The sequence below is a fragment of the Mesorhizobium sp. M0051 genome (genome assembly GCF_040323235.1).
Classification (GTDB): Bacteria; Pseudomonadota; Alphaproteobacteria; order Rhizobiales; family Rhizobiaceae; genus Mesorhizobium.
In genome coordinates this window covers 56,420-71,789 of record NZ_JAMYUT010000034.1, presented here as the reverse complement: position 1 = coordinate 71,789, position 15,370 = coordinate 56,420, and the positions used below count along the sequence as shown (strand labels likewise).

The 15,370-nt window shown below is 60.1% G+C and carries 9 protein-coding genes and 2 pseudogenes; 4 read left to right on the top strand and 7 right to left on the bottom strand.

Features of this window, described 5'->3' with window-relative positions; translation table 11 throughout:
- Positions 1-83: 83 nt before the first annotated feature.
- Both NKJ90_RS27815 and NKJ90_RS27805 read right to left on the bottom strand, forming a co-directional pair.
- Positions 84-1,471, bottom strand: a pseudogene (locus NKJ90_RS27815) (MFS transporter); the annotation flags it as partial.
- A 524-nt stretch (positions 1,472-1,995) separates the two neighbouring features.
- Positions 1,996-3,141, bottom strand: a complete 1,146-nt coding sequence (locus NKJ90_RS27805; protein WP_352487306.1) for a trans-sulfuration enzyme family protein — start codon at positions 3,139-3,141, stop codon at positions 1,996-1,998.
- A gap of 89 nt (positions 3,142-3,230) precedes the next feature.
- On the opposite strand from NKJ90_RS27805, the gene NKJ90_RS27800 reads away from it, so the two are divergent.
- The 3 genes and pseudogenes from NKJ90_RS27800 to NKJ90_RS27790 all read left to right on the top strand — a co-directional run.
- The gene (locus NKJ90_RS27800) at positions 3,231-3,875 is read left to right on the top strand and encodes a helix-turn-helix domain-containing protein (protein ID WP_352487305.1); all 645 of its coding nucleotides are present in this window, start codon (positions 3,231-3,233) and stop codon (positions 3,873-3,875) included.
- Complete coding sequence (locus NKJ90_RS27795) at positions 3,814-4,563, top strand: FMN-binding negative transcriptional regulator (RefSeq protein WP_352487303.1); 750 nt, start codon at positions 3,814-3,816, stop codon at positions 4,561-4,563. Before NKJ90_RS27800 ends, NKJ90_RS27795 begins: the two co-directional genes overlap by 62 nt.
- Positions 4,564-5,381: 818 nt before the next feature.
- Positions 5,382-6,035 (top strand): annotated as a pseudogene (locus NKJ90_RS27790) (transposase); the annotation flags it as partial.
- Between the two features lie 118 nt (positions 6,036-6,153).
- Here the strand turns inward: NKJ90_RS27790 and NKJ90_RS27785 are convergent.
- From NKJ90_RS27785 to NKJ90_RS27775, 3 genes are all read right to left on the bottom strand, one after another.
- A complete protein-coding gene (locus tag NKJ90_RS27785) occupies positions 6,154-8,217 on the bottom strand; it encodes a carbamoyltransferase family protein (protein WP_352487302.1) in 2,064 nt (687 codons plus the stop codon).
- Between the two features lie 1,142 nt (positions 8,218-9,359).
- Positions 9,360-11,570 carry a xanthine dehydrogenase family protein molybdopterin-binding subunit gene (locus NKJ90_RS27780; RefSeq protein WP_352487301.1) on the bottom strand — a complete coding sequence of 737 codons (2,211 nt, stop codon included), beginning with the start codon at positions 11,568-11,570 and terminating at the stop codon, positions 9,360-9,362.
- Positions 11,571-11,573: 3 nt separating this feature from the next.
- Positions 11,574-12,032: a (2Fe-2S)-binding protein gene (locus NKJ90_RS27775; RefSeq protein ID WP_023708041.1), complete on the bottom strand. Its 459-nt coding sequence runs from the start codon at positions 12,030-12,032 to the stop codon at positions 11,574-11,576.
- A 392-nt stretch (positions 12,033-12,424) separates the two neighbouring features.
- Between NKJ90_RS27775 and NKJ90_RS27770 the strand changes: the two genes are divergently transcribed.
- A complete protein-coding gene (locus tag NKJ90_RS27770) occupies positions 12,425-12,805 on the top strand; it encodes an ATP-dependent DNA ligase (protein WP_352487300.1) in 381 nt (126 codons plus the stop codon).
- Positions 12,806-13,105: 300 nt separating this feature from the next.
- On the opposite strand, the gene NKJ90_RS27765 is transcribed toward NKJ90_RS27770, so the two are convergent.
- Positions 13,106-14,005 carry a dihydrodipicolinate synthase family protein gene (locus NKJ90_RS27765; RefSeq protein WP_352487299.1) on the bottom strand — a complete coding sequence of 300 codons (900 nt, stop codon included), beginning with the start codon at positions 14,003-14,005 and terminating at the stop codon, positions 13,106-13,108.
- 52 nt (positions 14,006-14,057) lie between these two features.
- Positions 14,058-15,290 carry a trans-sulfuration enzyme family protein gene (locus NKJ90_RS27760; protein ID WP_352487309.1) on the bottom strand — a complete coding sequence of 411 codons (1,233 nt, stop codon included), beginning with the start codon at positions 15,288-15,290 and terminating at the stop codon, positions 14,058-14,060.
- Positions 15,291-15,370: the final 80 nt, after the last annotated feature.

Sequence of the window (15,370 nt, the reverse complement as noted above, 5' to 3'; positions counted from 1 at the left end):
GACACAGTTCGCCGTCGTCTTCGGCGAAAGGTTCGTCAGCCAATGACGAGAACCGGCCTCATGCACAAAATTCCTGACAGTCCCCCGGCGCGGCTCTGAACGCGCCGCCTTTCGCGCATGCAGCTCAGAAATTCATCGATACTCTCCTCGAGTATCGAGTACTCCATCTTGATCACGATCGGACCGCTCCTGGGCTTCAAAGGGAGGGCCAGTTCTGGTGGCCTGAAGTTGCCGGCCGCTTGATCCGATTCCTCCCATAGCCGCACCGGCAATAGCTTTCCCACAGCCGCGACCAGCAACAGTGCCGCTGCAGCACCTTCCAAAGCCCACGTCAGCGAATAGTACTGCGCGACAGCACCCCAGATCCAGCTACCCGCTGCCATGCCGCCGTAGGTCAGGGCGTAATAGATGGACAGGGTGCGACCAACGACCCACCTTGGGCTTGCCAACTGCACACACACGTCGGTTCCGTGACAACCCAGCCAGCGCCACCGATTGCAAGCGCGATCGCCGCCACAGCCACCGACGATGTGAGGGCCATCAAAAGGCAGCACGTTGCGCAAGCAACGGATGCGAGCGTGATCAATCGGTTCTGGGACGTGATGCGTCTCAAGTAGCTGCTGCCAATGCCGGCGATGAAGGCGCCTGTGCCGAAGCCGGCCAATAGCACGCCGTACACAATTGGCCCTCCCGCCAGTTGGTCGCGAACCAGGAGGGGGAGCAGAGCAAGGATCGAGATGCTTGACAGCCCGAACAGGGTTGCCGCACAATCGCCACTCTGATCTCTGAGGATATCGCCGTGAATCGCATGCCATCATGAATGGCCGTCGTCATCCGCTCGCGCGGAAGAGGCGAAGAGCGAACTTGCCACTGTGAGCGCAGAACAGCGCTCAACGGGACCAGGTCACTTAGCGCAGCGAGGGCGAAAGCCGTAAGGGGGGCCCAGCAAAGCTAAGATTACACCGCCCAGCGCCGGTCCTATGCTGCGAACCACGTTGTACCCCACCGACATCAGCGTCACTGCAGCGGGTATGTCGCGCTTTTCCAGGATATCGCCGACCGAGGCGTGCCAGGCTGGATCGTTCAAGGCAAAGCCGCATCCGGCCAAGAAACTCAGTCCCAGGATCAGCCATGGACTAGCAAAGCCCAGTCCCACAGAGAGTGCCAGCGCCGTGGATGCCAGTGCGATCAGGCAGTGTCCGGCAAGCATCACGCCGCGGCGGCTGAAGCTGTCTGCAATGGCTCCAGCAAGGATCGACAAGAAGAACGCGGGCAGTGTCGATGCAGCCTGTACGAGCGCAACCATCAGATCGGAGGCTGAAATCGTGGCCATGAGCCAGCTTATAGCCACGCTCTGCACCAGCCAGCCAAGGCTGGATATCTGCGTGGCTGTCCAGATAGAACGAAAGACCGGGTTGTGAAGAGGGATCAGTGTGTTTGCCGCAAAGCGCGGAGGATCTTGACGCCGCATCACTTCTCACCTCCACTGGGTGTCGTTCTTCCGCTCATTTGCTTACAGCGCACTGACTGCGTCACAACGAAGTTCCGAGATCGCGCTCGCAACAAGGACAATGTGGCATCCACGGTGCTGATGCGCGTTGAGGTACCAACCTGGCCGTTAGCTGATGGGTCCGCAGCCCGCTTGGTGCGGTCAGTTCTGCCCTGCGACTCTTGGCTTTGGACGGTGCTAGCGCCCCGATGGCCGGCTTGTCAAACTGCCGTAGTGCCAGCACATCCATCCCATCTGTTGACCGCGATCTCCGACGAGGTCGAGCAGGTCAACGGCAAATCTGGGTATTTCCGCTTCCGGTCGAGCGCGTGGCCATCGTCCGGAAACCCGAAGACGTTCATCACCCATGCGACCACGCGCCCGAGACGATGCGACACGGCGGTAGCGGTTCACCAGAGGACGTGCGTTCTACTCAGCAGGAACATTGTTCTGCCGATCGTCGGCTGCGCCAGCCGCCACGTTCGGCGCCAGAGTTCTTGCACCCGTCATTGGACTCCCGCTTTGCAGGTTTCGCCTAGGGCCTGCATCAGGTCATCGATAATGTCCTGAGGATGTTCAAGCCCTACAGAAATTCGCAGCAATCCGCCTGGCGCTTTGGACTTCGCACCTTCAACGGATGCGCGATGCTCTATCAGAGAATGCGTCCCGCCAAGGCTTGTCGCCCGGACAACAATCTTCAGGCGGCCGGCCACGGCCATTGCAGCATCGGCTCCGCCCTCGACGATAAAGGATAGCATCGCTCCGTAATGGCTCATTTGCCGCGTAGCAAGATCGTGTCCCGGATCAGTTTGCAGACCAGGAAAGAGCACTTTTTCGACGCGCGGATGAGACGCCAGGGCCTCGGCCACTTTCTGGGCGCCTTCGCAATGGGCGCGCATGCGGACCGGCAATGTCTGCAGGCCCCGCAACGCCAGCCAACAGTCGAAGGGCGCTGCGACGCTGCCCTTGTGTTTCTGGACCATCCGCAATGGGCGACCGAGGGGTGACGCGTTTGGGACAATGACGACACCGGCCATCAAATCCGAGTGGCCGCCAATGTACTTTGTCGCCGAGTGCATCACCGCGTCTGCCCCGATTTCGAGTGGCAGTTGAAGCACTGGGGTGGCCCACGTATTGTCCACCACCGCCAAGGCGTTTGCCTCGTGCGCGATTGCGCAGATGGCCGCAATGTCGACAACGCGGATCATCGGGTTTGACGGCGTCTCGATCCAGACGAGGCCAGTCCGCTTCGATGTCACCGCGGCGCGCAAAGCGTCCAAATCGCGCATGTCGACTGGGGCAAAGTCGAAGCGAGACCCAATGTCGGTCTCTTCGATCAGCGAACGAATGCCGAAATACATGTCATCCGGCAGAACGATCCGACCCGCCGACGGATGGCTCTCGAAAACTGCAGCGATTGCGGCCATGCCCGAAGCGAAGGCGATGCCGTCTTCCCCTCCCTCAAGCCTCGCCATGGCCGCCTCGAACGCATTGCGTGTAGGATTTCCATCCCTTGTGTATTCGAAGCCGGACGGAAATGACCCGTTGGCGCCGCGTTCGAACGTCGTGCTGGTGTGCAGCGGCATGGATACGGCCCCCGTCAACGCGTCGACCCCTCGGCCGCAGTGGATCGCCTTCGTCTCAAAACGCATCGGTCATTTCCTTCCTGACGGGCAGTTGCAATTTCGCCCCGGTCATTATACTGACCGCAATAGGTGAGCCGAGGTCCTAAGTCAATATAATGACCGATCTTACGACAGCGATGGGTTCCGAGCAGGTGCTTGGCAAAGCGATAGCGGTTCGAATCCGAGACTTGAGGCGCGACCAAAATCTGACCCTGGATCGACTGGCAAAACTGAGCGGGTTGTCCAAGGGAACCGTCGTCTCGCTGGAGCAAGGCAAGGCGAACCCCAGTATCGGCATACTTTGCCGACTGGCGGCGGCGTTTTCGCTCTCGGTGGCCGATTTGTTGAATGACGATCCTTCCACAGTTCGCCTTCCTATTGAGCGGACAGAGACGAGGACGCTTTGGACAAGCGCCAAGGGAAGCTTTGCACAACTTCATTCATCGACCTCGGGGCGCACGATGTTCGAACTGTGGAGCTGGGTCATTATGCCGGGCGACGTGTTTTCCGCAGATGCTCATAGTCCGGATACGCGCGAGCTGATCTCGGTCAGTCAGGGTGCCCTGAGCGTTGTGGTAGGTACCCATGTGGTCATTTTAAGCGAAGGCGAGAGTGCGCGGCTTGTCACTGATCAACCGCACGCATACGCGGCGGCATCTGATGTGCCCGCCCATTTCTCGATGGCGGTGCTTGAGCGTGGTGGACACCGAGATCCGGGGCACTCGTCGACGGCAGCGAAGATTCAGGGGCCCGTTCCGTAAGGCTCCGCCGATCACTAACAACCGCACATTCGCGACAGGAGATAAACCGTTGTACGTTCCGCCTCATTTTGCCGTCCCTGATCAGAACGCCCTGTTCGAGCTTATCGACAAACACCCGCTCGGTATCCTCGTCACCCAAAGCAAAGGCACACTGGACGCGAACCACCTCCCCTTCGAGCTTGACCGCTCGAAGGGAGACAAGGGCGTCCTCAATTGCCATGTCGCTCGCAAGAACCCAGTCTGGCAGGAAGTCGCCAATGGCGATGAGGTTCTCGTAATCTTCCGTGCGGCCGACGCTTACATCTCGCCGAACTGGTATCCGAGCAAGCATGAATTCCACAAGCAGGTGCCGACGTGGAACTATCTCGTCGTCCATGCCCACGGACGCATCACTGTCCGGGATGATGAGCGGTATGTGCGCCGCAACGTGGCGAAGCTCACTCATATGCAAGAAACCTCGCAGCCGGTCCCATGGAAGATGGGCGACGCGCCGAAGGACTTCATCGACACGATGGTCAAGGCAATCGTCGCCCTGGAGATCGAGATCACCGGCCTGGTTGGGAAATCAAAACTCAGCCAGAACAAAGAGGTGCGCGACATTCAGAACCCTGGTGAAATGCTGCGTGCCCAAGGGGCCATTGCGATGGGAGAAGCGATGCTCGCGGCTGCGGCGGCCAAATCCCAATAGCATGTGTCTTGTCCCGACAAAGCCGCTGGTGCCGGCTTCCGACGGGTCACCTAGCCCGCCTTGACGCACGGCAATAGCTTTTGACGGCCTGAAGCGACGCTGTGGTCACCGTTGTGATACTTTTCCACGCGCCTGGTCAGGCGGCAAGATTGCTCCGTCGTGACCGACGGGTTCGTTTCAGGCGCCTGCGCCCCCTCGTATGCCCGCGACCAGCCGCGCAGCGGTTTTGAATGAGGCGCAATCGCACGCGTTTCGAAGCCACGTACCTTGGGCGGCAAGCTCGACCATGCGCTCGACGCAGCTCCAAGTGCGGCGCCGTCAACGATCTCCTTGAACCTGCGGAACTTGCCCGAAAGCACTTCTCTTACGGGAGATGATTGGCTTTGTCGCCGAACCGACTGATGGAGATGGTGGCGGCGCCGCCGTAGCGATCAGACCCGCCTTGCAGCGCAATGGCTACCCGGGCGCGACTGGGAGATGCGGGCGGGACTGTGGAGCTGCGGAGACGGAGCGGATCGGCATGGAGCCGTGACCGCTTGCGATCTGGCTCTGGAACGAGTTAAGGAAGCGCGGACTTCCGATCGTGTCAAGCGCCGCCCTCTCGATGATGCCGGACAAATCGGGCCGCCACGAGCGGCGGGCCTTGCTCAGATCGGACGGACCGGATGGTTTAAGCAGGTTCGCATCAAGAGCCACGGCACCTGTGTCGTGCGGGTGCTGCTGTCGGCACGTGACCTTCTCGTCAGCCTAGTAGGCAAAATCGAGAACAGATGCCTGGGCTTCTTAAGGCCTTCGGCGTCATATTCGGCAAGAAGATCGATGCCCAGGTGATCCTACACATGCTCAGGATACAGGCGACGCAGGTCTACCATGATCCGCTGCGAGCCGGCATCAACGAAGTGCAGGAACTGTCGAAGACACATGAAGCGATCGCCAGGGCCAAGACCGAGATCCAGCACCGCATGCTGACACACTACCTGCCGCTGTATTTTCCCGAGATCGATCGCTTCCGGGGGAACAGCCGCAGCGATTGGTTCTTTGCCTTCCTCCATGCCTTTCCGACCCCAGCAAGCATCACGGCGCTGACGAAGGAGGAGTTTGTGGCAGCAGCTTGGGATGTCGTCGGCCGCAAGGTCAGCAAGACACAGATTCTGATGGATATTTTCGAGACGGCGCGCCCATCGATCGGATTGCCGCTGCCACTTGATGCGCCTGCCATTCGCATGTTCCGGATGGTCATTGACGAAGCACGCAGCCTGATCCGGCAGATCGAAGCACAGGCCGACGATCTGCTGCGGCACAGCCAGGATTATCAGCTCCTGCGACAAATCCCGGGCATCGGACCGATCAAGGCATTGACCGTCATTGCCGAGGCCGGCGATCTTCGCCGCTTAGGTCATCATCGCCAGTTTCTAAAGTTCTGCGGGCTGGACCTCTCGACACAGAAGTCCGGTCAATATCGAGGCCAGACCCTAGCATTCCTAAGCATACTGACCAGGGCGACCTCGACCCCCCCCCTAATCACAGCGGTGAGCTCGCAGGCGGGGTCGATGAACACTATTGATTGGCCGAGCTTGAGCGGCATCTCTATCACATTGATAGCCTATTAGGCTGGTCCGGCGTTTGATCGGACCCATGATCCATCCGAGCAGCTTGTGAGGGATGCAGCCGAACCAGGCGCTGCTCCCACAGTCTTAGCAGGTCCTCCATCAGAGCTTCATGCACAGCTTGATCCGGCGCAATTATATTGAGGTGATCGCTTAACACGGCTTCGCCCTCAATCCGCATCAGCAGATTAAACAGGTCGTTTGAAATTCGCACACTGTCAATGCTGGAGTGGTTCGGAATAATCTCGCAGACAGTCTCCTGATGATCTCGCGCTGTGTAAGCACGGGTTTGATGGAGGGAGACTGAGGGAGGCAATGAAATCGCAAGCGCAGTCCAATCCTGCAGCGTTGCAGCCCGTTTTTTTACTAGGAAGGGCCCGACCACAAGTCCATCCAGCTCTGTCGTCAAAAATGTGGCAATCGCGTCTGCAACCGTATCCACGATCGGTTCAGCATTGTTGTTAAAGGACGTATTGAGCAGAATTGGAGTGCCTGTCCGCTTCTTGAACGCATTGATGACCTCCCAGTAAGCGGGGTTGGCATCGCGCGATACTGTTTGCAGCCGAGCCGTACCGTCGACGTGCGTAATGGCACCCAACAAGGCGCGCTTTGAGTCACGCACGCGAACGACGAAATTCATGAATGGAAATTCGTGCTTACCGTCCGGGAGGTCGAAAAATTCGCTCGCATCCTCTTCCAGCACAGATGGTGCGAAAGGCCTATAGCCTTCGCGCTTCTTGACCATGGCATTGATCCGGTCCTTGTTTGCAGCGGGCCGAGGGTCGGCAAGAATGCTGCGGTTGCCCAGCGCACGTGGCCCAAACTCCGAACGACCCTGCACCCAGCCGATCACGGCGCCGTTGGTGATCCAGTGGGCTGCACTGCTCGCTACGTCATAAGAGCGTTCAACCTCGAGATGTCCGGACCATGCATTCAGTTCCTGTTCCACGGCGCGGTCGCTCCCGAGATCAGGACCCCAATAGACCTCCTGCAGTCGCTCACGCGGCGCGGGGCGGCCCATCTCGTTAGAGACTATCAGCGCAGCTCCCAATGCGCAGCCAGCGTCGTGAGACGCGGGTTGCACGAAGATGTCTTCGAAAAGCCCTGAATACAGCAGCTTGCCGTTCATCGTGCAGTTGTGGGCTACCCCTCCCGCCAGACACAACCGCTTCATGCCGGTGGCCTCACGGTGGTGCCGGAGAATGTGGAACACGATCCGCTCAAGCGCTTCCTGCAGTGACGCACTCACATCTCGATGCTGCTGGGTGAAAGGCATTCCCTTTCGCCTGATCTCGATGTTGCGGAGCAACGCCGGACCGATGCGGTCGAGGTGAACACGGTAGCCACCGTTGGCGGAGAGCTCGTAGAACTGCTCGAAGAGCTCGCGATAGGGAGCGGGGTCGCCATAGGGCGCGAGTCCCATTACCTTATACTCGTCGAACATGCCGTAGCCGAGACAGCGGATCGTCTCGAGATAAAACAGCCCAAGAGAATTGTCCTCCGGGAAAGCCTCGATTTGCGTAATTTCTGTGCCAGACCCTACCGCCACAAGGCCCGACAGGAAATCACCACAGCCATCAATCGCTAGAATGAGACTTTTTTCGAAGCCCGACATTGCAAAGGCGCTCACGGCGTGCGCCTGATGATGACCTACGAATGAAATACGCGAACTGTCCAACTTAGTGCCAAACTCACGCGCTAACAGGTTCTGCACCAACATTTTAGCATCCAACGGAGTGGAGAGAATGTCCGGTTGGGAAGCGGACATACCTTCAAGCATGGCGTTGGCATAGGGCTCGCTGGCGTAGACCGCGACACGATCAATGTCGCTGAGCTGAACCCCGGCCGTCGAGAGACAGTATTGAATCGAACCACTTGGCAGCTTGTTCGAGTGCTTGATTCGATTGAGGCGTTCCTCTTCTACGGCGGCTATCACCTTTCCGTCTCGGACGAGCACCGCGGCGCCATCGTGCATAAAGGCGTTCGGACGCTCGAATCGGTTTTCATGGACTTGGTCAAGTCCGCCGCTGATTCCTAGACACAGCATTTCTTTCTCCAAATAGTAACGGGGAAGCCAAATTGGCCTACCTCGACTGTTTCCAACTAAATAGGCCGTGTTGTCGCCTGCAGCTGCGACCGCCCGTCAGGCATCAGCGGCATCGAAGAAAGCCTCATAAACGATAAATGAGATGCTTCGACTGTGACACCTACGGTGCCATCACGCCGAGAGCTTGGCTGGATCATCCAATCCTGAGCGGCTGCTGACATGTATCCGGCGCTGTCGTTTTCATCGGCAGAACCAACTTGCGATGCCGCCTGTTCTTGGGAAGGGCGGCCGTCGACGAATAACAGTACCGCCCCCGTGAACTGGCCCGATTTCATTCTCCGAAGCGACCATGGTCGCACCGCCCGACATTGTCGGCCAGTTGCAACTCACTTTCTCGGCACGACCTCCACTGCACGTCAGGGCGCATCGAAGATTTTCTCCTTTGGATTATTCCTAAGGCAGCTTTCGTCACGCGATAGAGCAGCGTGTGATTGGTGCGTGAGGCTCTTTTTTTGTCCATGCACGATTCCGGAAGAGTGATGAAATCGATTGTTTTGATCAAAGTCATCCACGCTATGAATAACAGCCGCAGCACATGCGTTTTCAAAGCGCTTCAGGCTTCCCGGATGGCTACTCCGATGTGAAGCGCATGGCATTCCAAGCGCTCTGTTAACCAAACGATGAGTATCGGCGTCGACCCTCATTGCCTTCGTCTTCGCGACTCCGTGACAGCGGCCGGCATTGTGTTTGTAGGGCATCGGGCGAAGATCATGTCGATCGGCCATCTCGCCTGCCTATCGGCAAACCCTTGAACAATGATCCACGCACCAGCGCGATTGTGATCACGAGCGCCTCTGAGCTCGGGAGGTTCGGTTTTCTGAGGGTTCCTGGGTCTCCGAAGCGATGGAGGTAGCTAGCCTTCCTGGTGCTATACGGTTGTGCTCTTCATGGAGTGGACGCATTTGCGTCTCGAAAGCGGTTCTTCAGTGGAACCGGCGCCAAGGCCCGTCTGTGGTCGTTCAGAACACGGGGTGCCGTCTCCAAACCGGATATTGGAGCGGGCAGCCGCCGGAATTTGACCCATGGAAATGAGCGCCTGTCAGGAGGCGTTCGAAAACGGCGCGATCTTCATCGCGGCTGTTTCATGGTGTCATTCCTGACATGTTCTTTATAATCGGCAGCTTGCGGATAGTCTTGCCCGTCGCCGCCCGTAGCGCGTTGGCGACGGCCGGGCCGATCGGCGGCACACCTGGCTCACCAACTCCCGTGGGCGGCTCCTCGGACGGCACAATGTGCACCTCGACTCGCGGCATCTGCTCGATCCTGAGCGGTGTATAGGTATCGTAGTTCTCTTGGTCTACGACACCGCCATTCAGGGTCAGCTCCTCCTGGAGGATCGCGCCTAGCCCGAAGCCGATACCGCCCTCCATCTGAGCGCGAATCTGGTCAGGATTTATCGCGGTGCCGCAATCTACCGCGCAGACGACGCGGTCGACCTTGAAACCATTTTCATCGTTGAGGGTGATCTCCACCACATCGGCGACATAGGTCGAGAGGCTTTCATGCAGGGCCACGCCGCGGAAACGGCCTTCCGGCAGAGGCTTGTCCCAGCCTGCCTTCTCAGCAGCCACTTTAAGCACGGCGGCATGCCGTGGATGGTGACCGAGCATTGACAAGCGGAAGTCGACCGGATCACGGTTCGCAGCGGCGGCGAGCTCATCGATCAGGGTTTCCACCGCGTAAGCGGTGTGGGTGGAGCCTACCGAACGCCACCACAGCACCGGGATGTTCACGTCCGTGGTGGTCAGCTCGACCTTCAGGTTCGGGATCGCATAGGGCAGGTTGGTGGCGCCCTCTACGGAGGTTGGATCGATGCCGTTCTTGATCATCGCCGCAGAGGTCGAACCGCCCAAGACCGATTGGCCCACGATGTGGTCATGGAGAGCGACGACATTGCCTTTCTTGTCGATCCCCGCCTTGACTGCGTGCACATAGGCCGGCCGGTACCGCCCACCCCGCATGTCATTCTCGCGGGTCCACTGCACCTTCACTGGCTTGCCGCGTCCCAGTGCACGCGCTGTGGAAACAGCTTCGATAATGACATCTGCATCCAAGACCGCGCGGCGGCCGAAACTGCCGCCGGTCTTCATCACGTGCAGCCTCACCTTGTCCGGCGTGGTGCCGCCTACCTGAGCGGCAGCCGCCTGATAAAGGTCGGGCATCTGGTGTCCGCCCCAGACGTCGATGGTGCCGTCTTCGTTGATTCGGGCGGCCGCGTTGAGTGGCTCGATCGAAGCATGGACAAGATAGGGGAATTCGTAGTGCCCCTCGATGATTTTCTCAGCACTGGCGAACGCTGCGGGAGTGTTACCGTCGTCGCGCGCGGTGGCCGCGCCCAGATCGTCTGCTGCCTTGTTGTATTCGGCCATGATCTCGGCCGTGCCGCGCCCTTCGGCCTTCTCCTCGTTCCAGGTCACCTCCACGAGGTCGCGGCCCTTGAGCGCCGTCCAGGTGTCCCTGCCAACCACGGCAATGCCTCGCGGCGTCTGGACGACATCGACAATGCCGTCGAGTGCCTTGGCCTTGGTTGCGTCGAAGCTCTCGATCTCGGCGCCGAACTTCGGCGGATGGATCATAACGGCCGTCTGGAGTCCCTCCATCATGAGGTCGATCGTGTAGGTCTGCGCGCCGTTGGTCTTGCCGGCGGAATCGTAGCGCTTGAGGCTGTCCGATCCGATCTGGGCCCACTTGTCGCGCGGCTTTAGCGGCACGTCGTCGGGAACCGGCATTCCCGCTGCGGCTTCAGCCAGGTCACCGTAGCGCGCCTGCATCCCTGAGGCGTGCGACACGACCCCGGAAGCGACTTTGATCTCGCCGGCTGGCACATCCCACCGCTGCGCCGCGGCCGCCACCAGCAAGGCCCGTGCGGCAGCACCCGCCTTGCGGTAGCGTTCCCACGACGAACTCATCGACGTGGAGCCACCAGTCGCCTGTGCGGCCCCGCCCCAGGCGAGATTGCCGTAGAGCGCGGTATTGCCATATCCGCCGACCACGTCCACCTGCGCCCAGTCGCCGTCGAGTTCTTCCATAACCAGGGTGGCGATGCCGAAATAGGAGCCTTGTCCCATCTCGAACTGCGAGGAGTGGATGATGATTCGGTTCTCCTTTGTGATCTCGACATAGGTCTGGAAGGGGTTCGCCTGAACCTTTGCAGTAGTCGTTTGTGCGATGTCGGACGCCGCCAGCACTAGCCGGTAGCCCACTGCGAGGCCAGCGGTGGTGGCGCCCGCGCCGACGAGGAACCGGCGGCGCGTGGGCCGCACGGAGTTATGCTTCGAGAGAAACTGCGACATGCCTCAAGTCTCCAGCCGGTTGGCGGTCTCGTGGATGGCCGCGCGGATGCGATGATAGGTGGCGCAGCGGCAGAGGTTGCCGCTCATCGCCGAATCAATATCATCGTCCGACGGCTTAGGCGTCTCTGTAAGGAGGGCCACGGCCGACATGATCTGGCCAGACTGGCAATAGCCGCATTGAGGTACGTCGAACTCGGCCCACACGGCCTGGACCGTTTCGCCTATCTTGCCCGACACACCCTCAATGGTGGTGATCGAGGCTCCTTCGATGTCGCCGACTGCGGTCTGGCACGAGCGCGTCGGCATGCCGTTAACGTGAACCGTGCAAGCGCCGCACTGGGCAAGCCCGCAACCGAATTTCGTTCCCGTGAGTCCGATGACGTCACGGACCGCCCAGAGCAGCGGCATCTCTGGATCGACGTCGAGTGTTCGCGCCTCGCCATTGAGGGTAAAAGCGACCATTGCTTGCTCTCCTTGTCCTGAGCTGGCTATCTCGTTGAGCCTCCGCCCGCCTGGCAACCGAGCTCTTGTTGCTGAGGCCTAGCGACCACACCCTAGGAACGCGCAGCTCAAGCAACAAGCCGCTAGGTTGGCGAGTTACGAGATCGTGAAGTGGGTCGTGTCGAAAGGCTGGAGGCAACTGAATGTCATTTTTTGGGCGGACAGGCCGCTTTAGGCTGGGTTACACGAGACTGGACATTCGGGTCGTCGCGAACATCGACCGCTGGTCGGCCGCGTCCGGCAGGGCCCTGATTGGCTACACGAAATGAAATGGGACGACTATCGATGGGGGCCTACCTCGACCCGCAACCTCCACGACTGGACCCTCAGGTTTCCGGCTATCGTCCCGGGCGGTGGCCGAGCTCGGCGCCTCGGACGCGATAATAGACGGTGAGGCGTTCGTCGTTGACCAGAAGGCTTGTCGCGCATTCCCAGTCTTCAGCGGGCTCTTGGCCGCGGCGGGAGACGTCAGGACCATGCTTGCCGGCTTCGACCTGCTCAAGATCGACGGCGAGGGTCTTCGCGATCGGCCACTCGTCGATCGGCGCAAAGCGCTAGTTAAACCTGCTGAGACGCCGCCAAACGGCATCGTTCTGAGCGACGAGATCAGCGGCGGCAGCGACATTCTCGCGCAAGTCTCCCAGTTCGGCCTCGAGGGCATCGTCTCCAAGCTGCGTGTCAGTCCATATCGATCCGGCCGGCGCCAAGAATGGGTGAGACAAAATGCGTGCTGAGTGATGAGTTCATCGTCATCGGCTGCGAACCCGGCAACAGTTACGGCGGTCGGGAAGCGTGCTCTGGCGAATGTCGAGGACGGAAATCTGGTGTTCGCCGGCGGCATTGGCACCGGCTTCAATGCGCGCACCGGGCCGGAAGTAAAGCGCCCTCCGCAGTCGATTGTCGAGTTCGAAGGGGGTGTGATTGGCGTCGAGACCGCTCCAGCCATGGCTATCAGCACGCCGAGTGCGTTGTTTTCGATCAGTTCTCGAAATGAGCGGGTAAATACCTTTCACTTGCCGAACGGGGTTTGCTGTTCACCGGCTGGCATCCGATGGCAAACCTTTCAACGCGGCGGCGATCTGGCGCTTCGCTGCTGGGGGCAGAGGCAGGATGGGACGCGGGGGGGCGGCGCAAATGTCGAGCAATTCAGCGAGTGCATAGACGACGCGAAGGCTCGAGAACTCCTTGAAGAGGCTCCAGATCGGGACCAGCGCGGCATTGATCCGTCGCGCTTCGGCCGCATCGCCCTGTTGCGCCGCTGTGACGATCGTCATGCAGACCTCGGGCAGGATGCCCGCGAGGACGCTGTACCATGTGTCGGCGCCGGCGATCATGGCCTCGGCGGCGTTCCAGTCGCCGCTGTAGCCAATCGAGAACCCTTTCGGCAGTGTGCGCCTCTGGGCGGTCAGGTGGTTCTTGATCGCATCGCTTTTGTCTGTCGGATTCTTGATGGCGACAATCCCAGCCACCTTTGCCAGGCGGCTGACAAGGGGTGGACTGAAATGGAAATGCGTCGTTCCTGGATTGTCGTAGACGACGATCGGCAGGCCACTTTCGCGCGCCACAGTGGAGAAATGTTCGAACACCTCGTCATCAGTAAGCGGGGTGTAGGAGGCGGCGGCAAGCAAACCCGCAGCTGCTCCAAGGGCCTTGGCGTCTTGCGCGAGCCCCACGGCTTCATCGGTGCGCAGCGCGCCCACACCCACCACGACCGGCATTTGCCCCGCCGTTTGGTCCAAGGTCTCGGAGAGCGCCCGCCGCCGTTGCTCGCGCGACAGATAGATGTATGTGCCGGTGCTGCCGAGAAGACCGATTGAATGGACCTGAGCGGCGCCAAGCCGAGCAATCAGCCTGCGCAGGGCAACGCTATCGACGCGGCCGTCACGATCGGTCGGCGTAATGGGGAACGCGGAAAGACCGCTCAGGAATGCCATGGCAAGGCTCCAGGTTCATGCGTGAGCGCAAGGGTGGCCACACGACAGGTCATCATAAGCCGTCCAGACCCCGCCGCAGGTCTGCGATGAGGTCATCGGCGTCTTCAAGACCCACCGAGAGACGCATGAGGTCCTCGCCCACTCCATCGGCCAAATGGGCATCCTTGCGGATCGGCTGCCGAGCACGGGTGAGGCTTGCTGGATGATAGATAAGGCTGTCGGCATCGCCGAGGCTGACGGCGCGAGTGATCAGGTTGAGCCGGTCCATCATCAGGCGCGCTCCTTCGTATCCAGCGTGGAGGCCAAAGGCCAACATGCCCGATCCGTTGGACATCTGTTTTCGCGCCGTCACCTGATCAGGGTGCGAGTCGAGGAACGGATAACTCACAAATGCCACCGCCGGGTGCGCTTCCAGCGCCCGAGCCACCGCAAGGGCCGTGGCGCTGTGCCGTTCCATACGCAGCGTCAGCGTCTTGAGACCGCGCAGGATTAGGAAAGCTGACATGGGCGAGAGCGCTGCGCCGGTGATGTAGCGCAGGCCCGTTTCATGCAGCGTACGGAGCGTTTGGGCGTCGCCGAGAAGCGCCCCGCCAAGGGCATCGCCATGACCATTGATGTACTTGGTCAGCGAATGGAGCACGATGTCTGCCCCGTGCTCAAGCGGTCGCTGGAGCGCGGGCGAGGCGAAGGTGCTGTCGACTGCAACCCTTACACCGCGCGCGTGAGCGCGCTCGGCAATTGCCGCTATGTCTAGGATGCGGCTCAGCGGATTCACCGGCGTCTCGAAGAAAACCAGCCGCGTCCGCTCGGTGATCGCAGCATCGAGATTGTGGGGATTTGACAGATCGACCGCGACGACCTTGATGCCGAAGCGGGGGACCGCCTGTTCGACCATGGCAAGCGTGTTCGCATAAAGCGTCTTGTGGACGATGAGTTCATCGCCCTGGGACAGGAGCGACAGGATCAGAGTGCCGAAGGCCGCCATCCCCGAGGCAACAACCAGCCCCGCCTCGGCTCCTTCCAGATTCGCGAGCCGCTGCTCGAGGATCTCGGTCGTGGGATTGTATTCGCGCGCATAGAGCCGTCCACCAAGGGCGGCGGCGGCATCGTTTGCTGCCACGCTTTCGAACCCATAGGTTGACGTCAGGAACACTGGCGGCTGGACGGCATTGGAAAAGCCGGCCGGATCGTAGCCATGATGGATCGCCCGGGTGGCAAATCCGGGGCTGGTGCGGTTGAGCGACCCCGTGGGAGCATCGGTTTCGGATTGATGGGAGCTGGTCATTCGGCCTCTGCGATCTCTCTTGGGGTTCCGAAAGATTGACGGCAACCTGGCCAATGTGAAATATCCAGTTGGCGATGAAA

Coding starts and splice junctions, on each gene's coding strand:
- NKJ90_RS27805 (WP_352487306.1), bottom strand. CDS start 3,141: ATGCGTTTTGAGACGAAGGCGATCCACTGCGGCCGAGGGGTCGACGCG.
- NKJ90_RS27800 (WP_352487305.1), top strand. CDS start 3,231: ATGACCGATCTTACGACAGCGATGGGTTCCGAGCAGGTGCTTGGCAAA.
- NKJ90_RS27785 (WP_352487302.1), bottom strand. CDS start 8,217: ATGCTGTGTCTAGGAATCAGCGGCGGACTTGACCAAGTCCATGAAAAC.
- NKJ90_RS27780 (WP_352487301.1), bottom strand. CDS start 11,570: ATGTCGCAGTTTCTCTCGAAGCATAACTCCGTGCGGCCCACGCGCCGC.
- NKJ90_RS27775 (WP_023708041.1), bottom strand. CDS start 12,032: ATGGTCGCTTTTACCCTCAATGGCGAGGCGCGAACACTCGACGTCGAT.
- NKJ90_RS27765 (WP_352487299.1), bottom strand. CDS start 14,005: ATGGCATTCCTGAGCGGTCTTTCCGCGTTCCCCATTACGCCGACCGAT.
- NKJ90_RS27760 (WP_352487309.1), bottom strand. CDS start 15,290: ATGACCAGCTCCCATCAATCCGAAACCGATGCTCCCACGGGGTCGCTC.